The sequence below is a fragment of the Agaricicola taiwanensis genome (assembly GCF_014635245.1).
GTDB lineage: Bacteria > Pseudomonadota > Alphaproteobacteria > Rhizobiales > Methylopilaceae > Agaricicola > Agaricicola taiwanensis.
Genome location: NZ_BMCP01000001.1, coordinates 408,779 through 426,932, shown reverse-complemented (window position 1 = coordinate 426,932; position 18,154 = coordinate 408,779). Strand labels below are relative to the sequence as shown.

Below are 18,154 nucleotides of genomic sequence, written 5' to 3'. Positions count from 1 at the left end.
GAAGCATGACCGCCGAAGTTGACGGCGCCGACATCACGACGGATACGGCCGAACCGCGCCCTGGCATCGGAGCGCGGCTTTGGCGTGCCGTACGTTGGCTGTCCTTCCTCGGCGTCTCGAGCCTGACCCGACGCATCGTCCTGCTCAACATCGCCGGCCTTGTCGCGCTCCTGTCGGGTATTCTCTACCTCAATCAGTTCCGGGCCGGCCTGATCGATGCCCGGGTGCAGAGCCTGTTGACGCAGGGCGAGATCATCGCCGGCGCCATCGCCGCCTCTGCCACCATCGACACCAACTCGATCTGGATCGATCCCAACAAGCTGCTGGAACTGCAGGCGGGAGAAAGCCTCCAGCCCTATGAGGACAGCCTGTCCGCGCTGGAATTTCCCATCAACCCCGAGCGCGTCGCGCCGGTGTTGCGCCGGCTGGTGACACCGACGCGCACCCGGGCCCGCATCTATGACCGGGAAGGGCAGATCCTTTTGGACAGCCGCAGCCTCTATGCCCGCGGCGACATTCTGCGCTTCGACCTTCCGCCACCGGTGGAGCAGCAGCCGTCCTGGCCGGTCAGGGTCTGGAACGGCGTGCAGAGCTGGTTCGCCAGTTCCGACCTTCCCACCTACGAGGAACTCGGCACCGCCAATGGGCGGGGTTATCCGGAAGTCGCCCGCGCCCTGGCAGGTTCGCCCGCCTCCATCGTGCGACAGGACGAGCGCGGCAAGATCATCGTGTCCGTTGCCGTTCCCATCCAGCGCTTTCGCGCGGTCACGGGAGCCTTGCTGCTGTCGACACAAGGGGGCGACATCGACGCCATCGTCCAAGCCGAGCGCATCGCCATCGTCCGGGTCTTCCTCGTCGCTGCCGCCGTCATGGTGGTGCTGTCGGTGCTGCTTGCAGGCACGATCGCAGGCCCCGTCCGGCGTTTGGCGGATGCCGCCGACCACGTGCGGCGGCGTGTGAAGCAGCGGACCGAGATCCCTGATTTCAGCGAACGTTCGGACGAGATCGGACATCTGTCGCGTGCCCTGCGCGACATGACCCGCACGCTCTACAATCGCATCGAAGCCATCGAGAGCTTCGCGGCCGATGTGTCGCATGAACTGAAAAATCCCCTGACCTCCCTGCGCTCCGCCGTCGAAACGCTGCCGCTGGCGAAGACCGATGATGCGCGCGGACGGCTGCTCAACGTCATTCAGCATGATGTGCGCCGGCTGGACCGTCTCATCACAGACATTTCCGACGCATCGCGGCTCGACGCCGAGTTGCAGCGCCAGGACGCCGAACTGATGGATCTCGTCACGCTTCTCAAGGCCGTGACCGACCTTCAGAATGAGATCAAACGGGAAGATGGCGTCCGCATCACGATGAAGCAGGCGCAGATCTCCGGCGGGCGCGATGGCTATTATGTGCTGGGGCACGATTCCCGGCTTGGCCAGGTCGTCACCAACCTCGTGGAGAACGCGCGGTCGTTCTCGCCCGCGGGAGGCGAGGTGCGGGTGATCCTGCGCCGGGTTCGGGGCGAGGTGGAGATCGCGGTGGAGGACGACGGCCCGGGCATCCGGCCGGACGCTCTCGACCGGATCTTCGAACGCTTCTACACGGACCGGCCCGGCGAAGGCTTCGGGCAGAACTCGGGGCTTGGTCTCTCCATCTCAAAGCAGATCGTGGAAGCTCACGGCGGCCGCGTCTGGGCGGAGAACCGCCTGGGCGCCCATGATGCCGAGGGCGTTCCGACCATCGTCGGCGCACGCTTCCACGTGCGCCTGCCCGCCGCGAACACATGAGGCCGCCCGCCCCTACGATCCATGCGTGCTGCCTGCTGCTCGGAGGCGCGGGTGTTCTGGTACGGGGACCATCGGGGTCAGGAAAATCAAAACTGTTGCTGGAGCTGTTGCAGGACGCCAAGGCGCGGCGCGCTTTCGCACGGCTGGTGGCCGACGACCGCGTCCATATTGCAGAGCACAATGGGCGTATCATTGCCCATGCGCCCGTTGGTTTGGCGGGAATGATCGAGGCACGCGGGCTTGATGTGGTCACATTGCCGCATGCAAAAGCAGCCGTGATCCGGCTGGTGGTTGACCTGGTGCCGGAGGGTCAGATGCCTCGTCTACAGGACAAAAATGCCGCATTCATCACAATGTTCGGCGTTCACCTGCCGCTTTTGCATGCCAGCCCTGAAGCAGCCCGCCGCTTGATTCCGGTCGCGCTCGGAACAATTTCATCAAGCTGATGATGAAATCTCGGGCATTCTTGCCTCTTGCTTTGGCAGCGCAACATGCGAATCATGCGCGCCTTGTCTGAAGCTCGGATCAGACGCGCCGCGTCAGAAGCGCGGGTGCGTCGGAGACCTGAATGATCGGCCTCGTTCTAGTTACACACGGTAATCTGGCTCGCGAATTCCGCGCTGCTCTCGAGCATGTCGTCGGCCCGCAAAGCCAGTTGGAGACCATAACAATTGGTCCGGAAGATGACATGGAGAGCCGCCGCCAGGACATCATGGCCGCGGTGGCGACGGCTGATTCCGGCGACGGCGTGGTCGTTCTGACCGACATGTTCGGAGGTACACCATCCAATCTCGCCATCTCCTGCATGGGCGGCCGCACGGTCGAGGTCATTGCGGGCATCAACCTGCCCATGCTGATCAAGCTGGCAAGTGTGCGCGACGACGTTTCGCTGACTGAGGCCGTGGCGCAGGCGCAGGATGCCGGGCGCAAATATATCAATGTGGCCAGCAGGGTGTTGTCCGGGAAATGACAACAGACACCGCCACGAAGGCGCAGACCCGGGAATTTCTGATCATCAACAAGCGCGGCCTTCACGCGCGGGCTTCTGTCAAATTCGTGAAATGTGTCGAGGGCTATGACTGTGCCGTACAGGTATCGCGCGGAGGCGAGACCGTAGGCGGCAGCTCCATCATGGGCCTGATGATGCTTGCGGCCGCGCCCGGCACCACCATTACGGTGACGGCCAGCGGAACTCAGGCCGCCGAGGCGCTGGACGCACTTGAGGCGCTCATCAGCAGCCGCTTCGGCGAAGAAGAATGAGCCGCGCGTAACTATCCCGCCGCTTTCCCTCAACTTTTAATATCATTTTGAACCGGGCCGTGAGGAGCACCATGGCACTCTCTCCCTGAAGACTGGCTGGGGAGCCGAGGAGAGATGTCCGCTCGCATATTCGCCGTGGCTTTCGCCATCGCGGTTTTGCCGCATCATGCATTCGCCCAGGATCGTCTGGGCGGCATTCTTGCCATCGGGATGGCGCTTTCGTTCGGTCAGCGGGGTCTCGAAGCGCCTGTTCAGCCGGAGGCGTCGCCGCCAGCGGCGCCCGAAGTCGCTGAGCCGACCGATCCCCGGTCGGATGTGGCCGCGGTTCGCAGCACGAACGCGATGACTTCAGCCACGGCGCGATAGAGCGCCGGCGGGATCTCCTGGTCCAGCTCGACGGTCGAGAGTGCTACCGCCAGTCCGTCGTTCTCCTCCACCGGAACGCCTGCCTCCTGCGCGGTCTCGATGATCCGCTCGGCAATGGTGCCGGTGCCCTTGGCCACCACCCGGGGGGCGTTCGGCGCTTCGTATCTCAGCGCGATTGCGAGCGGCGGCCTGTTGCGGGCGCTCATGTGCGGCGGTCCAGCATGCCGCCCGGTGGGCGGGCGGGCTTCGGCGGCGCTCCACGCCGCACAACAACATCCTCCACGGCGAAGGCCGCATCATCCAGCGAGCGGCGCAAATCGGAGCTGGCGGCGGAAAGCTCACTTGCCGTCTCCGGGCGTTCTGCCCAAAGCGTCACTGTTGCCGCCTCGCCGCGCAGGGTGACCAGCGCATGCACCGGCCCCATCGGCTCGACATCGAGTGCAAAGCGCATGCGCCAGAGCGAGCCGGTTCTGGCCTCATCGGCACGGCCGCTTCCATCGCGCTCAACCGTGAACTGCGCCACGGCATTCTGCTGGCCGAGGACGACCGGTATCTCGACGTGAAGGGGTGCAGGCCCCGCGGGTTTGAGCGGCGTGCTGTCATCGGGAAGGGACGCGATCTGCGACAGGCGGGTGCGCGCCAGCGCACCTTCGGTCTGTTGCAAGAGGGTCCGTCCGATCTCCTCCGGCGCGGCTTCGGCGTCGATGGTCGCTGTCGCGGGCCGTTGCGCGGAAGGCGGGTCGCCGCGCAGGGGCGGTGATGGCGCATCCTTGGACGTGGCGAGTGCTTCCGGTCCCGCCATGGCCGTATCGCCCAGGAAGGATTTCAGGGCATTGCGCAGCAGCAGCAGGGCGCCCTTGAGGTCGCCGGCGACCTGGGCTGGCGGCGCACCGGCTGCAAGCTTGGCTTCAAACATGACACCGGAATCGGCGAGGGCGCGGGCAATGTCCTCACCCGTGACCGGCCGGTCCAACGGCAGTCGCGCGCCCAGGACCTTGGCAGCGGCGGCAGCGATCGTGGGTGGCAGCGCCGGAACCGCGCGCTCCGCGCCTGGAGCGTCGAGCACGGCCGTGGACGAGGCAATCGGTGAGGACGGCGCAGGTGGGGGCGGCGCCGATAGGGACGATGCCGACGGGGCTGCGGCGGCTTCAAGGTTCGCCATCAGCGGCGCCATACCCTGCTGCTGGCCCATGGCGGTCTGCAGGGCGGGAAGCAGAATAATCCGCATCGGTCCCGATGGCAGCGGAGCCGCAGCGACCGGCGATGCAGGCAAGGTCCGGACTGCCGACGGCGGCGCTGCCGCCGCGACGACGGGCGCCGACCCGTTTGCCAGTGCTGAAGCGGGTAACACAGGTGCGCTTCCGGGTGACGTCGCCAAGGCAGGCGAGGGGCTCGCCAGCTGCGCCGTCACGACAGTGGCGGGTGGTGCAGGTGATGACGGCAGCGCCAGGCTTACGGGCGTCACCGTCGCGCCAGGAGCGGGCGCGTGTACCGCGGCCGGCCGCGGCGTGACGGCCTGCCCAGTGCCGGGCAGGACAGGCGCGGAAACAGTGGCGGGACCCGGCACGGCAGGGGACGAGGCCGAAATTACCGACAGCATCGGCGTGCCGCGCTGGGGCGCCTCGATGCGCACCGCCGCGCCCAGAGGCACCGGCAGGCGGACATTGACCGTGAGATCGCCCTGTGGGGTCGCGATCCGCACGGCCCCCTTCTGATCGAGCGCGATGACCCGCCCCTCGATCGGACGTCCTGCGGTCGGTTTCAGCTCCGGCTCGAGCCCCGCCGGCAGATCGACCGGGATGTTTTGCGGCAGCACGGGTGCGGAGACCCCGGGACGTGCCGGATTGGCCATGGCGGCGCCGGTCTGCGGGGCGGGAAGAGGAGCAGCAGGCAAGGCAGCCGGCTTGGCCGGTTGATCCGGAACCGCCTCGGGATCGATCAGCCGCAGGACGAGTTCCGCGCCGGTTTTGACAACCTCGAGCTTGACGCCGGCGCCCTGTGTGAGCGGCATTGGTGGCACGACATCAATGGTGCCCTGCGGCAGAGCGAGCCGCACAATCCCGTCCTTCATCAGGGCGAGCACCTGGGCAGCCACCACCTGGCCGGCCTTCAGGACCGGCACAGACGCTGCCTGGCCGCCGGAGGCCTGGGACGCGAGATTGGACAGAATGCTGGCGTCGCTCACCGATCTTCTCCAAGAGGAGCATCGGCTATTTTAACGTGCCGGTCGTTAAGGCTTCCTGATGAGACGCGCCTCGATCGCTTTGGCGGCGGTGACCCCATCGGCAAGCGCGGTGGGGACGCTCGGATGCCCACGGCCAGCGACGTCGCCGATGGCATAGAGGCCCGTCTCCGAGGTTTCCGCGCTGCTCCAGTCCGTCACCATGTAGCCCGCCTCGTTCCGGCGGGGCGCGAGACCCCTGAGGCGGGGAAGCATGGGCTGAAAGCCATACATGACCAGGAGAAGATCGAATGGTTCGCCGTTGATGCGGCGCGCCGAGGTGTTCACTTCATAGCCGCCGATCGTCACCTCGGCCTCACCCGCTGCCGACACCAGGGCCGGACGGGCCCGGATGGAGCGTGCGAAGATGCGCACGCGTGCCGCGCCGCGCTGGCGCAGCAGCGCCGCATGATCGAATGCATTGTCGCCACCGCCGAGGACGGCGACGGATTTGCCGTGCACGCCCAGGTCGAAGACCGCCTGGCCCGGCCCGAAGAAGACACCGGTTGCCGGATCGAGACCGCCGGTGACGGCGGCGAGGCCGCTCGCCACCACCAGGGTGTGCGAGGCGACGGTGCCGCCATCGCCCAGACGCAGGACAAAGGCCGAGGGTGTGCGGGAGATTTCGTCGACGCTTATGCCGAGCCTCAGCGAAACAGCCCGATCGGCGAGATTTGCGGCGATGTCGCCGGAAAGCAACAACCCTGTCGCGTTCGATCGCGCCGTCACGATCCATGGGTTGTCATAGGGGCTGTCGGCCAGACGACCACCTGGCTGGGGGCGGGAGTCAATCACGATCGGTTGAAATCCGAGGAGCTTCAGCCAGATGGCGCAGGAGGCGCCGGCCGGTCCAGCTCCAACGATCGCCGCGTCCCAGACAGCCCTTTCATCGATGCTGGACATAATGCTCCCTTGGCTGAGATTGAGGTTTTGCCCCGCTTGAGCAGTTGCGGCAAGAGGCGCCCCGTCGTAACTCACCCTAAACCCGCCGCATTCACAGTGCAGGGGGTGACGTTGCACACGCGTGCGGGCGCGTTGGTTTCCGAGGGATTTTTACGAACCATGTTTGGACGTTGGGGCAAGCGCGGCGAACGCCGCGAGCCGGTCTTCGACTTCAAGCCGGAAGCCGAGCTGGACCTGCGGCTGACTGAGAATGATCGTCCCAGCGGCCGCAGCGGACGGGGACGAGACGCACCCCAGCGCCGCGACAAGGGCGACACCGAACGGCGGGCGCCACGGGTGGACGAGCGGCGGCCTTTGCGGTTCGAGCCCTTACCCGACGATGATGCCTCCTATGATGAGGAATTCGATATGGCACCCGCAAGAGGGCGCAAGAGCTCGCGTGGCAAGAGCCGCTCCTCATCGACAGCCCGCCGGACAACCGGCCGCAAGCGCAAACGCAGCTTCATCGGGCGGATCTTCCGCTTCGGCATGACCGTCGCCGTCCTGGGCGGCATCGCGCTTGCGGGATTGCTGGTTTATGAAATCGGCAAGCTGCCGCCGATCCATGAGCTCGCCGTCCCCAAACGGCCGCCGAGCATGACGATGATCGCGCCCAACACCATGGTGCTGGCGACGCGGGGCGAGACGGCGGGCTTCGTGGGCATCGAGGAAATGCCGCCGGATCTGCCCAATGCGGTGATCGCCATCGAGGACCGCCGGTTCCGCTCGCACTGGGGATTCGACCCCAAGGGCATCCTGCGCGCCGCCGTCGAGAACTTCCGCGCTGGCGGCTTCGTCCAGGGCGGCTCGACGCTGACTCAGCAGCTCGCCAAGAACATCTTCCTGACGCCCGACCGCAGCCTGGAGCGCAAGTTTCAGGAACTGATCCTCGCCGGCTGGCTGGAGATGAGCTTCACCAAGGACGAGATCCTGGAGATGTATCTCAACCGCGTCTACTTCGGCGCGGGAGCACATGGCGTGGAAGCCGCCGCCCGACGTTTCTTCGGCAAATCAGCGCGCAATGTGAGTCTGGCGGAAGCCGCAATTCTCGCAGGCCTCGTGCAGGCGCCGTCGCGCCTGGCCCCCACCAAGAACCCCGACGCCGCGAATGCCCGCGCGAAGCTGGTGCTGGCGGCCATGGCGGACGCCGGCTTCATCACCCAGCAGGAAGCGCAGCAGGCCTTCGCCGCGCCCTCCGCCGTGACGCCACCCCCACCGCAGGATTCCACCGGCTATGTCGCCGACTGGGTCGCGTCCGAGGTCGACCGACTGATCGGTCCTTACGAAAACGACATCTTCGTCGACGTCACCGTCGACCCGACCATGCAGAAATTTGCCGAGCAGGCCCTGGTGGAGGGGCTCGAGAAGCGCGGCAAGGAACTTGGTGTCTCGCAGGGCGCCCTCGTCGCGCTCAGCCCCGACGGCGCCGTACAGGCGCTGGTCGGCGGCCGCAGCTATGCCGAGAGCAGCTTCAATCGCGCCATTCAAGCGCGCCGCCAACCGGGCTCTTCCTTCAAGCCGTTCGTTTATCTCGCGGCTCTCGAGACCGGACTGACGCCCTTTGACGTGCGCCTTGATGCGCCGGTTCGCTATGGCAACTGGAGCCCGGAGAACTCCAACAAGAAATATCACGGCAACGTTACCCTGACGCAGGCCCTCGCCTTCTCCCTCAACACCGTGGCGGTGCGCCTGGCGGTGGAGGTCGGCCCGCAGAATGTGGCCAATCTGGCGGCGGAGCTGGGCATCCACTCCAAGCTGACGCCCAATGCCTCGCTCGCGCTGGGCACCTCCGAGGTCACGCCGCTGGAAATGGCGACCGCCTATACGCCCTTCGCCAATGGCGGGGCCCGCGTGGAGCCCTATGTGGTGACGCGCATCACCGATGCGGAAGGGAAAGTGATCTATGAGCGGCAAGCGCCGCCGCGGGTCGATGTGATCGCGCCCGAATATGTGGGCATGATGAACAGCATGCTGCGCGAGACGCTGCGCGTCGGCACCGCGTCCAAGGCAGAACTTCCGGGCTGGGATGCGGCGGGCAAGACCGGCACCAGCCAGGACTACCGCGACGCCTGGTTCGTCGGCTACACCACCAATATGGTCACGGCTGTCTGGCTCGGAAACGACGACAATTCCCCGACCAAACGAGCCTCGGGCTCGAACCTGCCGGTGACGGTGTGGAGCAGCTTCATGCAGCGCGCTCTGGAAGGTGTCCCGGTGGCGCAGTTGCCCGGTGAATGGAACCCGCGGTCCTATGACCCGCCGGTGCAGCAAGCCCCCGTGGCTGAAGCCCCCGCGATCATCCAGAAGCCGGTCAACTTCCTGAAGCGCCTGTTCGGCGGTTGAGCTCTAGATGATGAGCGCGTCGGCGCGAGCGCGCCGGCTGACGCGCTCGATCACGAGGGCCAGAAGGCCAAGCCCCGCGATCGCAAGCGCCACTGGCAGGACCGTCTCGCCGATCACATGGCCGATACCGACGCCGGCGATGGAGGCGGTGGTCATCTGCAGGAGGCCTGAGAGCGAGGAGGCGGAACCGGCACGATCGGGAAACGGCTGCATGGCGCCCGCCAGCGCCTGCGGCATGACGAGCCCGATCCCCACGAGGTAGATCGTGATCGGAAGCGTCACCTCCAGCGGATGGCCGGGGCCCAGGATGACCGCGAGCAGCATGAGAATTCCTCCCGCGGCCAGGAACCAGCTGCCGAGGCGGATCGCGCCGTCGATGCCGATCTTCCTGACGACCTTGCTCCCGATGAAACCGCCGACGACGAAGCCCAGAACAGCCATGGCGAACATCAGCGCGAAGTGAAACTCGTCGAGTCCATAGATGCCCTGCAGGACGAATGACGAGGCGGAGATGTAGGCAAAAAGGCCGGCAAAGGCGATGGAGGTGAGAGCCACATAGCCCCGGTATGCAGCGCTGAGCAGGAGGAAACGGTAACCGTTGAAGATCGACAGCAATGTGATCGGCTCCCGCCGCTTCTCGCGCACCGTTTCCGGAAGTTTGGCCCAGACGACGCCGAGAAGCAGGCAGGCGATGACGAAGATGAGAATGAAGCTTGCCCGCCAGCCGAACAGGTTTTCCAGGAGGCCACCGAGCAATGGTGCTCCTGCCGGCACCACACCCATGATCACGCCCATGCGCGCCAGTTCCTGGCCGGCGCGCGGCCCGGAATAGAAGTCACGCACCATGGAGCGCGCCAGCACCACGGGCCCCGAGCCGCCCACAGCCTGCAAGAAGCGCGCGGCGATGAGGCCTTCGATGGAGGTGACCGAAGCGCAGATCACACTCGCCGCCGCGAAGATCACGAGACCCGCCAGCAGCAGCGGCTTGCGCCCGTAGCGATCGGACAAGGGACCATAGAATATCTGGCCCACCGCGAAGCCGGCGAGAAAGATCGACAGCGTCAGCTGGCCCTCGGCCGGCGTCGCCCCCAGCTCCTGCGTCAGGATCGGCAGCGAGGGCAGATACATGTCGATGGACAGGGGATTCATGGCTGTCAGCATGCTGAGCAATGCTGTCAGCGCGAAGGTCTCAGGACGAAGTGGCATGGATGGTTCCGTGGATCACCATCCATCTAGGGCGCTACCCCCTTAGAGTCGACGCACCTTTGGTCGATGGCCCGTCGCATGCGCCGGCCGCCGCGCCGTAGCAATGCAGTTCCGCGCCATGGGCCGTCAGCCAGGCTTCCGCCGCGTCGGTTTCCGGAAAGAGGTCGCGCAGCACGGCCCAGTAGCGCCGCGAATGGTTCATCTCACGGCGGTGCGCCACTTCATGCGCGGCGAGATAGTCCAGCACGTAGGAGGGCGCCATGATGAGCCGCCAGGAAAAGGAGAAATTGCCGTCGGCGGAGCAGGAGCCCCAGCGGCTGCGCGTATCCTTGATGCTGATGCGGCCGAACTTCACGCCCAGCTTCGTCGCATGGCGCGTGACGGCCTCTTCCAGATCGCGGCGCGCTTCCCGCCGCAGGAAATCCGCCATGCGCCGTGGCAGGCTCTCGATCAGGCCGGGCACCTCGATCACCGGCTCGTCACGCTCCAAGACCTCCACAAGGCCGCGCAGGCTGTCGCGGTGCTCGATCCGGTGCAGCACGCCGCGCAAAGGGATGCTTGCGCCATGACTGAAGGGCACCACATTGGGCAGTTGTTCGACCCGCTCGGCGATCCACCGGCCGTGCCGCTGGGCGAAGTTCTCCGCCATGACCAGACTGGCGCGGGGTGGAAGGGTCAGCACCACATCGCGCTCGGCACGGCGCACGCGCAGGCTCATCCGCCGCGCCCGAGCGCTCTGACGGACCATGATGGGAATGCGGCGGCCTTCGACATCAATTTCAAAGGCCGTCGGCAGGGAGGGACGGATGAATCGGCGCAACATCGGCGCGAATCATGGTTGAGTCGGAGTCCGCCCGCCAGCCCGATCATGCCGACGGAACGATGGTCTCCACAGCCTCGAGCAGACGCTCAATGTCCTCATCGCGCGAAAGGCGGTGGTCACCATCCTTCACCAGGGTGACGGTCACATCATCCTCCGCGAGATGCTCGACAAGCGTCATGGCATGGCTCCAGGGCACATCCGGATCCTTCATGCCCTGGAGGATGCGCACCGGCGCACCAACGCGCAACGGGCGGTCGAACAGGAGATTGTCGCGGCCGTCTTCGATCAAGACCCGCGTGATGGGATAAGGTTCTTCCGAATATTCCGACGGGCGCAGCCATTGGCCGTGTTCCATGATCTCGTGCTGGGCGCTTTCGGAAAGTTCCGGCCAGATCAGGCGTTCGGTGAAGTCCACCGCCGGCGCGATCAGCACCAGCCCGGAAACAGGCCGCCCCTCCTCGGCCATGGCCTTGGCGATCATGAGCGCGATCCAGCCGCCCATCGAGGACCCGACCAGGACCGGGTCATGGCCGCCGAAGGTGTCGATCACGGCGCGCGCCTCGCGCGCCCAGAGGCTGATCGTTCCATCCTCGAAGCGTCCGCCGCTCTCACCGTGGCCGGAGTAGTCGAACCTGATGACGGCCCGGTTCCATTGTCCGCCCCACTCGGCCAGACGTTCGGCCTTGGTGCCACGCATATCGGAGCGAAAACCGCCGAGCCAGATCACGCTCGGCCCCCGTCCGTCAGTGGTTAGCACCGCGATGCGGTTGTCGGCCACATCGATGAATTGAAGTTCACTGTCCGTCACGTTAAGGCTCCCCCAGCGCATCCGGCCGCATTGGCGGCAGCATCAGGCTTTCCCTTTCGTTAAAGCTTGATGTCGATTTGCAGATTATGGACCGCATGTCGGCAAAAGACGAACACCATGCAGGATTTTTCCCATCTCCTCGCCGGCAGGACGATCATCCAGATCGTACCGGAGCTTAATGCGGGGGGCGTGGAGCGCACGACGGTGGACGTGGCCGCGGCGCTGGCGGCACAGGGCGCGCGGCCTCTCGTGCTGTCGGAAGGAGGCCGTATGGTGGCGGAGCTTGGCCTTGCCGGCGGCATCTTCCGGAGCTTTCCCGCCGCGACCAAGAATCCCGCGCGCATTCTCGCCAATGCACAGCGGCTGATGGCTATCCTGCGGGAGGAAAAGGCCGTGATCCTGCACGCGCGCTCCCGGGCGCCAGCCTGGAGCGCGCTCATGGCGGCACGCGCCGGCAAAGTGCCCCTGGTGACGACCTGGGCCGGCGCCTATTCAGCACAGAACCGTCTGAAGCGACTTTACAATTCGGTCATGGCGCGTGGCGACGCGGTGATCGCCAACTCGCATTGGACCGCCCGCCGGATCGTACAGGACCATTCCGAAGCGGCGAGCCGCATCGCCGTGATCCATCGCGGCACCGACCTCTCCCGGTTTGATCCTGCCTATGTGACGCCGGACCAGGTGGCGGCCTGCCGGCAAGCCTGGGGGGTGCCGTCTGATGCACGCATCGTGCTGCTGGCTGCGCGGCTGACAGCTTGGAAAGGGCAGAAAGTGCTGGTCGAAGCGCTCGCCCGGATGCCTGACGGTGTCGTTGCCGTGCTGGCCGGAGACGCCCAGGGCCGGGAAGCCTATGCGGCGGAACTGCGCGCCCAAGCCGAAGCACTCGGCCTCGGCGATCGCGTCTTTCTTGTCGGTCATGTGCCGGACATCCAGGTCGCGATCGCGGCCTCGGCCGTGGTGACGGTGCCGTCGACCGAGCCGGAGGCCTTTGGCCGGTCGGCCGTGGAGGCGCAGGCCATGGGACGGCCGGTTGTCGTCAGCGATCATGGCGCCGCGCCGGAAACGGTTTTGGCCCCACCACAGGTGGCGGAACGCGACCGTACCGGCTGGCGGGTTCCACCGGGCGATGCGGCGGCCCTTGCCGGCGCGCTTGGCGAGGCTTTGTCCCTGACAGACGTTCAGCGGGAAGGTCTTGCGCTACGCGCGCGGGAACATGCAGCTGGCTTTTCTCTTCGCGCCATGACCGACAGTACGCTGAAAGTCTATGCGGAATTGCTGACGGCCTGTTGACTTCGAGGCTATTTGTCACGATCTTCTGGGTACGGTGTCCGGTCCTGCGAAGGGCGCGGCCGTTTCCGCGTTTCCGGATGCCGATCGATAACATTAGAGGAGAATACGGCCATTCGTCGTCCGCATCGTGCACCCCCGCCGGTCGCTAAGGAAGGACCGCGCATCAACAGGGAAATCCGGTCCCGCGAAGTTCAGCTGATCGATTCAGAAGGCAACAACCGCGGTGTCGTCCCAACGTTCGAGGCGCTCGCGCTTGCCGACGATGTCGGCCTGGACCTTGTCGAGATCGCTCCGAATTCGGTGCCGCCTGTCTGCAAGATTCTCGACTACGGCAAGTATAAGTTCGCCGCCCAGAAGAAGGCTGCCGAGGCCCGCAAGAACCAGAAGACCGTCGAGATCAAGGAGATCAAGATGCGTCCGAACATCGACAGCCATGACTATGAGGTCAAGATGCGGTCGGTGAAGCGGTTCTTCGAGGAAGGCGACAAGGTCAAGCTGACCCTGCGCTTCCGTGGCCGCGAAATGGCGCACCAGGAGCTCGGGCTCAAGGTGCTTCATAAGGTCCGTGACGAAGTAGCCGAGATTGCCAAGGTCGAACTCGACCCGTCGCTCGAAGGGCGACAGATGATCATGGTGCTGGCCCCACGCTGAGACGTGAAAGCCCTCTCTCATCCCGAGGGAGGGCCACTGGCAGTGAGGCGCGGTTTTTGCTTCGCCCTCTTGCCATTCACAGCCTCCCAGACTAGAAGACCCACGCTTTGAGATGCCCGCCCGGCTGTATGGGCTGCCGTGGCGGGCTTGTTTGCTGTTGGACCGCCCCCGGGCCGTCCCAACCTTTGGAGAGCAAAATGCCCAAGATGAAGACGAAGTCGAGCGCGAAGAAGCGCTTCCGCTTCACCGGTTCCGGCAAGGTCATCGCGACCCAGGCCGGCAAGCGCCACGGCATGATCAAGCGGACCAACAAGCAGATCCGCAACCAGCGCGGCACGACCATTCTGACTGATCAGGATGCACGTATCGTGAAGGCGCATATGCCCTACGGCGGTCGCTGAGCCTTTCAAGACTTTCCCGAAACCCTCGCCACGGAGACTGAACCATGGCCCGTGTGAAGCGCGGTGTAACCGCTCACGCAAAACACAAGAAGGTCCTGAAGGCCGCCAAAGGCTTTTACGGACGTCGCAAGAATACGATCCGCACCGCGAAGGCGGCGACCGATCGCGCAATGCAGTACGCCTACCGCGACCGCAAGAACAAGAAGCGCACCTTCCGCGCTCTCTGGATCCAGCGCATCAACGCAGCCGTGCGCGCGGAAGGCCTGACCTATTCGCGCTTTATTGACGGCCTCAGCAAGGCTGGGGTCGAGGTCGACCGCAAGGTGCTCTCGGATATCGCCATCCACGAGCCGGCTGCCTTTGCAGCTCTGGTCGCCAAGTCGAAGGCTGCCATCGCAGCCTGACCTCCCGGTCCTATCTGAGGCCCGACCTTTTCCGCGCGGTGGCATGCCGCCGCGCGGCCGGTGCGGCCCGGTTTTCAGTTCACGCCGCACCGTCCCTTTCATCCGACGGAAATCCAGCGGCGTGACCTGACATGAGCGATCTCGACAAGCTCCAATCCGATATCCTAGGCGCCATTGAGGCCGCCTCCGACGAGGCCGCCCTGGAAGCGGTGCGCGTTGGCGCCCTCGGCAAGAAGGGCTCGGTTTCCGAACAGCTCAAGACCCTTGGCGCCATGACGCCGGAGGAGCGCAAGACGCTCGGACCCGCGATCAACGGCCTCAAAGATCGTGTCACCGAGGCATTGGCTGCGCGCAAGGCGACCCTTGCCGGCGCAGCGCTTGACGCGCGCCTCGCCTCCGAGGCTGTCGACGTCACTCTGCCGGTGCGCCCCACGGGCATAGAGACCGGCCGCATTCATCCCATCAGCCAGGTCATCGACGAGATCACCGCGATCTTCACCGACATGGGTTTTGCCATCGCGGAGGGCTCGGACATCGAGGATGACGAGCACAACTTCACGGCGCTGAACTTCCCCGAAGGTCATCCCGCGCGGGAAATGCACGACACCTTCTTCTTCACTCCAAAGGCGGACGGCTCGCGGCTTTTGCTGCGCACGCACACCTCGCCGGTGCAGATCCGCACCATGCGCAGCCAGGAGCCTCCGATCCGCGTGATCATTCCGGGCCGCACCTATCGCAATGACAGCGACCAGACCCATACCCCGATGTTCCACCAGGTGGAGGGGCTGGTCATCGACCGGCACGCCAACATGGCGAACCTCAAATGGGTGCTGGAGGAATTTTGCCGCGCCTTCTTCGAGGTGCCGAGCGTGCAGATGCGCTTCCGGCCGTCGTTCTTCCCCTTCACGGAACCCTCCATGGAGGTGGACATCCGCTGCCGCCGGCAAGGCTCGGACATCCGTTTCGGTGAGGGCGACGACTGGCTGGAGATCCTCGGCTGCGGCATGGTGCACCCAAATGTGCTGCGCAACTGCGGCCTCGATCCCGATATCTATCAGGGCTTTGCCTGGGGCATGGGCATCGATCGCATCGCCATGCTGAAGTATGGCCTGCCGGATCTGCGCGCCTTCTTCGAAGCCGATGTCCGCTGGCTCCAGCACTACGGCTTCCGTCCCCTGGACCTGCCGACCCTGGCCGGCGGCCTATCGAACTGAACCGGGAGATCATCCAATGAAATTCACGCTCTCCTGGCTGAAGGAACACCTCGCCACCGACGCGGGCCTTGAGAAGGTCGCGGATACGCTGACCCATGTGGGCCTTGAGGTGGAAGCCATCGAGGACCGGGGAGCGCAGCTTGCACCCTTCAAGGTCGTCCACGTCATCGAGGCGAAGCCCCATCCCAACGCCGACAAGCTCAGGGTCTGCCGTGTCGATACCGGCGCCGGCGAAGTCCAGGTGGTCTGCGGCGCGCCCAATGCCCGGACCGGCATGAAGGCGGTCTTCGCGCCATCCGGCTCCACCATTCCGGCCAACGGCATGGTGCTGAAGCCCACCAGGATCCGCGACGTGGAATCCAACGGCATGCTCGTCTCCGAACGGGAGATGGGCCTTTCGGGCGAGCACGACGGCATTATCGAGATGCCGGCGGACGCGCCGGTGGGACAGCCGTTCGCGCCGCTGATGGGTGTGGCCGATCCCGTGATCGAGATCGCGGTCACGCCCAATCGGCCGGACTGTCTCGGTGTGGAGGGCGTCGCCCGCGATCTGGCCGCCGCCGAGATCGGCACTCTCAAGACGGCGCCGGTCAATCCGGTCCGCGGTCAGTTCCCCTGCCCGACTAGGGTGCGGCGCGAGCTGCCGGCCGGCGAAGAGGCACTGTGCCCCGCCTTCGCCCTGCGTCTGGTGCGCGGCGTCAAGAACGGACCTTCCCCGGCCTGGCTGCAGAGCCGGCTCAAGGCCATCGGACTGCGACCCATCAACTGTCTCGTCGATATCACCAACTTCCTCACCTACGATCGCGCGCGCCCGCTCCACGTGTTCGACGCCGCGAAGATCTCCGGCGACCTCGTGGTGCGTCTGGCGCGGGAAGGCGAAAGCCTGCCTGCTCTTGACGGCAAGATCTACGAACTGCCGGCGGACGCTGTCGTCATCGCGGATGAAACTGGCGTCCAGTCGCTTGCCGGCATCATGGGCGGCGAGGGCTCCGGCTGCACCGAGGAAACGGTCGATGTGCTGATCGAATCGGCGCTGTGGGACCCTGAGAACATCGCCCGCACGGGCCGTCGCCTCGGCGTTCATTCCGACGCGCGCCATCGCTTCGAACGCGGGGTTGATCCCGCCTTCACCCTGCCGGGACTGGAAGCTGCCACCAAGCTCATCCTCGACCTGTGCGGGGGCGAGGCTTCGGAGGTGGTGCTGGAGGGCGAGGTTCCCGAGCCGCAGAAGATCATCGACTTCCCCTATCGCGAGGTTCAGCGCCTTACGGGCCTGGAGCTGCAGCCCGTGGAGATGAAACATGTTCTCACCGCGCTCGGCTTCTGGGTCGCCGGCACCGGCGAGACCGTCAAGGTGGCGGCGCCGACCTGGCGGCCGGACATCCATGGCAAGGCCGATATCGTGGAAGAGGTCGTCCGCATCGTGGGGCTCGACAAGGTGACGCCGATCGCCCTGCCGCGGGCGCCGGAGGTGCCGCAGCCGGTCCTGACCCTTATCCAAAGGCGCACCCGCGCGGCCAAGCGCGCCCTGGCCGCTCGCGGCCTGGTTGAAGCCGTCACCTGGTCCTTCGTGCCGAAAGGGCATGCGACAGCCTTCGGCGGCGGAGCGGCGGAGCTTGCATTGGCCAATCCCATCGCCGCGGATCTTTCGGACATGCGGCCAAGCTTGCTGCCGGGCCTCGCAGTTGCCGCGCAAAAGAACGCCGATCGCGGTTATCCCGACGTTGCCCTGTTCGAAGTGGGGCAGGTGTTCTCCGGCGATAAGCCCGAGGATCAGTTCATCGCAGCCACAGGACTTCGCCGCGGTCTCGCGACGCCGGAGGGCACCGGCCGCCATTGGAGCGGGAAGCCGGAGCCCGTCGATGCGTTCGACGCCAAGGCCGACGCGCTGGCGCTGCTGACAGCGCTCGGTATCGATCCGTCCAAGGTGCAGGTGGTGTCCGGCGGTCCGGAGTGGTTCCATCCCGGCCGCTCCGGCACCCTGCAGATGGGACCGAAGCTAGCGCTGGGCCATTTCGGTGAGCTGCACCCCCGCGTGCTGCAGGAACTCGACATCTCCGGTCCGCTCGCCGCTTTCGAGGTGATCCTGGATCGGTTGCCCGCACCGAGGTCAAAGCCGACCAAAGCCAAGCCGCCGCTCGACAAGAGCGACTTCCAGCCCATCAGCCGCGACTTCGCCTTCCTGGTGGATCGCAACGTCAAGGCGGGCGATCTGATCCGCGCCGCCCAGGGTGCCGACAAGCAGTTCATCACCGGCGTCGATGTCTTTGATGTCTACACCGGAACCGGTGTTCCCGATGGCAAGGCCTCGGTCGCGCTGGCCGTGACGCTGCAGCCGCGGGAGAAGACGCTGACCGATGCGGAGATCGAAGCGATCGCTGGGCGCGTGGTGAGTGCCGTCGAAAAGGCAACCGGCGGCACGCTCAGAGGCTAAGCCCCTC

At 65.6% G+C, this 18,154-nt stretch carries 17 protein-coding genes; 11 read left to right on the top strand and 6 right to left on the bottom strand.

Translation table 11 applies throughout. The features are described from left to right. The first annotated feature begins 5 nt into the window (after nucleotides 1–5). From IEV58_RS02030 to IEV58_RS02015, 4 genes are all read left to right on the top strand, one after another. Entirely contained in the window at nucleotides 6–1,784 is a 1,779-nt protein-coding gene (locus IEV58_RS02030; RefSeq protein WP_188408030.1) for a sensor histidine kinase, read from the top strand. Further along, the gene (locus tag IEV58_RS02025; protein WP_188408029.1) at nucleotides 1,781–2,230 is read left to right on the top strand and encodes an HPr kinase/phosphorylase; all 450 of its coding nucleotides are present in this window, start codon (nucleotides 1,781–1,783) and stop codon (nucleotides 2,228–2,230) included. The genes IEV58_RS02030 and IEV58_RS02025 overlap by 4 nt, the downstream gene beginning before the upstream one ends. 122 nt (nucleotides 2,231–2,352) lie before the next feature. After that, nucleotides 2,353–2,754 carry a PTS sugar transporter subunit IIA gene (locus IEV58_RS02020; RefSeq protein WP_188408028.1) on the top strand — a complete coding sequence of 134 codons (402 nt, stop codon included), beginning with the start codon at nucleotides 2,353–2,355 and terminating at the stop codon, nucleotides 2,752–2,754. After that, entirely contained in the window at nucleotides 2,751–3,044 is a 294-nt protein-coding gene (locus IEV58_RS02015) for an HPr family phosphocarrier protein (RefSeq protein ID WP_188408027.1), read from the top strand. Before IEV58_RS02020 ends, IEV58_RS02015 begins: the two co-directional genes overlap by 4 nt. 251 nt (nucleotides 3,045–3,295) lie before the next feature. Here IEV58_RS02015 and IEV58_RS02010 read toward each other — a convergent pair whose 3' ends face one another. The 3 genes from IEV58_RS02010 to IEV58_RS02000 are packed head-to-tail and all read right to left on the bottom strand — an operon-like array spanning nucleotide 3,296 to nucleotide 6,534. After that, complete coding sequence (locus tag IEV58_RS02010; RefSeq protein ID WP_188408026.1) at nucleotides 3,296–3,616, bottom strand: EscU/YscU/HrcU family type III secretion system export apparatus switch protein; 321 nt, start codon at nucleotides 3,614–3,616, stop codon at nucleotides 3,296–3,298. Further along, nucleotides 3,613–5,595: a flagellar hook-length control protein FliK gene (gene fliK / locus IEV58_RS02005; protein ID WP_188408025.1), complete on the bottom strand. Its 1,983-nt coding sequence runs from the start codon at nucleotides 5,593–5,595 to the stop codon at nucleotides 3,613–3,615. The genes IEV58_RS02010 and fliK overlap by 4 nt, the downstream gene beginning before the upstream one ends. 45 nt (nucleotides 5,596–5,640) lie before the next feature. Continuing rightward, on the bottom strand, nucleotides 5,641–6,534 hold the full coding sequence (locus IEV58_RS02000) for an NAD(P)/FAD-dependent oxidoreductase (protein ID WP_188408024.1): 894 nt from the start codon (nucleotides 6,532–6,534) through the stop codon (nucleotides 5,641–5,643). 159 nt (nucleotides 6,535–6,693) lie between these two features. Between IEV58_RS02000 and IEV58_RS01995 the strand changes: the two genes are divergently transcribed. Further along, nucleotides 6,694–8,916, top strand: a complete 2,223-nt coding sequence (locus IEV58_RS01995) for a transglycosylase domain-containing protein (protein ID WP_188408023.1) — start codon at nucleotides 6,694–6,696, stop codon at nucleotides 8,914–8,916. 3 nt (nucleotides 8,917–8,919) lie between these two features. Here IEV58_RS01995 and IEV58_RS01990 read toward each other — a convergent pair whose 3' ends face one another. From IEV58_RS01990 to IEV58_RS01980, 3 genes are read right to left on the bottom strand one after another with little or no spacing between them, the layout of a single operon-like run. After that, nucleotides 8,920–10,122 (bottom strand): multidrug effflux MFS transporter, encoded by a 1,203-nt coding sequence (locus tag IEV58_RS01990; RefSeq protein WP_188408022.1) that lies wholly within the window; start codon nucleotides 10,120–10,122, stop codon nucleotides 8,920–8,922. Between the two features lie 34 nt (nucleotides 10,123–10,156). Beyond that, nucleotides 10,157–10,945, bottom strand: coding sequence for a M48 family metallopeptidase (locus IEV58_RS01985; RefSeq protein ID WP_188408021.1), 789 nt, complete (start codon nucleotides 10,943–10,945; stop codon nucleotides 10,157–10,159). A 43-nt stretch (nucleotides 10,946–10,988) separates the two neighbouring features. Further along, nucleotides 10,989–11,753 carry an alpha/beta hydrolase gene (locus IEV58_RS01980; protein WP_229729124.1) on the bottom strand — a complete coding sequence of 255 codons (765 nt, stop codon included), beginning with the start codon at nucleotides 11,751–11,753 and terminating at the stop codon, nucleotides 10,989–10,991. 117 nt (nucleotides 11,754–11,870) lie between these two features. On the opposite strand from IEV58_RS01980, the gene IEV58_RS01975 reads away from it, so the two are divergent. The 6 genes from IEV58_RS01975 to pheT all read left to right on the top strand — a co-directional run bounded on the left by IEV58_RS01975 (nucleotide 11,871) and on the right by pheT (nucleotide 18,147). Beyond that, complete coding sequence (locus IEV58_RS01975; RefSeq protein WP_188408019.1) at nucleotides 11,871–13,043, top strand: glycosyltransferase family 4 protein; 1,173 nt, start codon at nucleotides 11,871–11,873, stop codon at nucleotides 13,041–13,043. Nucleotides 13,044–13,055: 12 nt separating this feature from the next. Then, nucleotides 13,056–13,694, top strand: coding sequence for a translation initiation factor IF-3 (gene infC, locus IEV58_RS01970; protein ID WP_229729123.1), 639 nt, complete (start codon nucleotides 13,056–13,058; stop codon nucleotides 13,692–13,694). Between the two features lie 197 nt (nucleotides 13,695–13,891). Further along, nucleotides 13,892–14,095, top strand: a complete 204-nt coding sequence (gene rpmI, locus IEV58_RS01965) for a 50S ribosomal protein L35 (protein WP_188408018.1) — start codon at nucleotides 13,892–13,894, stop codon at nucleotides 14,093–14,095. Between the two features lie 44 nt (nucleotides 14,096–14,139). After that, nucleotides 14,140–14,499, top strand: coding sequence for a 50S ribosomal protein L20 (rplT, locus tag IEV58_RS01960; RefSeq protein ID WP_188408017.1), 360 nt, complete (start codon nucleotides 14,140–14,142; stop codon nucleotides 14,497–14,499). Between the two features lie 131 nt (nucleotides 14,500–14,630). Continuing rightward, complete coding sequence (gene pheS / locus IEV58_RS01955) at nucleotides 14,631–15,713, top strand: phenylalanine--tRNA ligase subunit alpha (protein ID WP_188408016.1); 1,083 nt, start codon at nucleotides 14,631–14,633, stop codon at nucleotides 15,711–15,713. Between the two features lie 16 nt (nucleotides 15,714–15,729). Then, nucleotides 15,730–18,147 (top strand): phenylalanine--tRNA ligase subunit beta, encoded by a 2,418-nt coding sequence (pheT, locus tag IEV58_RS01950; protein WP_188408015.1) that lies wholly within the window; start codon nucleotides 15,730–15,732, stop codon nucleotides 18,145–18,147. Nucleotides 18,148–18,154: the final 7 nt, after the last annotated feature.

Excerpts from the sequence above, each read along its gene's own strand:
- IEV58_RS02030 (WP_188408030.1), top strand. The coding sequence starts at position 6 with ATGACCGCCGAAGTTGACGGCGCCGACATCACGACGGATACGGCCGAA.
- IEV58_RS02025 (WP_188408029.1), top strand. The coding sequence starts at position 1,781 with ATGAGGCCGCCCGCCCCTACGATCCATGCGTGCTGCCTGCTGCTCGGA.
- IEV58_RS02020 (WP_188408028.1), top strand. The coding sequence starts at position 2,353 with ATGATCGGCCTCGTTCTAGTTACACACGGTAATCTGGCTCGCGAATTC.
- IEV58_RS02015 (WP_188408027.1), top strand. The coding sequence starts at position 2,751 with ATGACAACAGACACCGCCACGAAGGCGCAGACCCGGGAATTTCTGATC.
- IEV58_RS02010 (WP_188408026.1), bottom strand. The coding sequence starts at position 3,616 with ATGAGCGCCCGCAACAGGCCGCCGCTCGCAATCGCGCTGAGATACGAA.
- IEV58_RS02000 (WP_188408024.1), bottom strand. The coding sequence starts at position 6,534 with ATGTCCAGCATCGATGAAAGGGCTGTCTGGGACGCGGCGATCGTTGGA.
- IEV58_RS01995 (WP_188408023.1), top strand. The coding sequence starts at position 6,694 with ATGTTTGGACGTTGGGGCAAGCGCGGCGAACGCCGCGAGCCGGTCTTC.
- IEV58_RS01990 (WP_188408022.1), bottom strand. The coding sequence starts at position 10,122 with ATGCCACTTCGTCCTGAGACCTTCGCGCTGACAGCATTGCTCAGCATG.
- IEV58_RS01985 (WP_188408021.1), bottom strand. The coding sequence starts at position 10,945 with ATGTTGCGCCGATTCATCCGTCCCTCCCTGCCGACGGCCTTTGAAATT.
- IEV58_RS01975 (WP_188408019.1), top strand. The coding sequence starts at position 11,871 with ATGCAGGATTTTTCCCATCTCCTCGCCGGCAGGACGATCATCCAGATC.
- rpmI (WP_188408018.1), top strand. The coding sequence starts at position 13,892 with ATGCCCAAGATGAAGACGAAGTCGAGCGCGAAGAAGCGCTTCCGCTTC.
- rplT (WP_188408017.1), top strand. The coding sequence starts at position 14,140 with ATGGCCCGTGTGAAGCGCGGTGTAACCGCTCACGCAAAACACAAGAAG.
- pheS (WP_188408016.1), top strand. The coding sequence starts at position 14,631 with ATGAGCGATCTCGACAAGCTCCAATCCGATATCCTAGGCGCCATTGAG.
- pheT (WP_188408015.1), top strand. The coding sequence starts at position 15,730 with ATGAAATTCACGCTCTCCTGGCTGAAGGAACACCTCGCCACCGACGCG.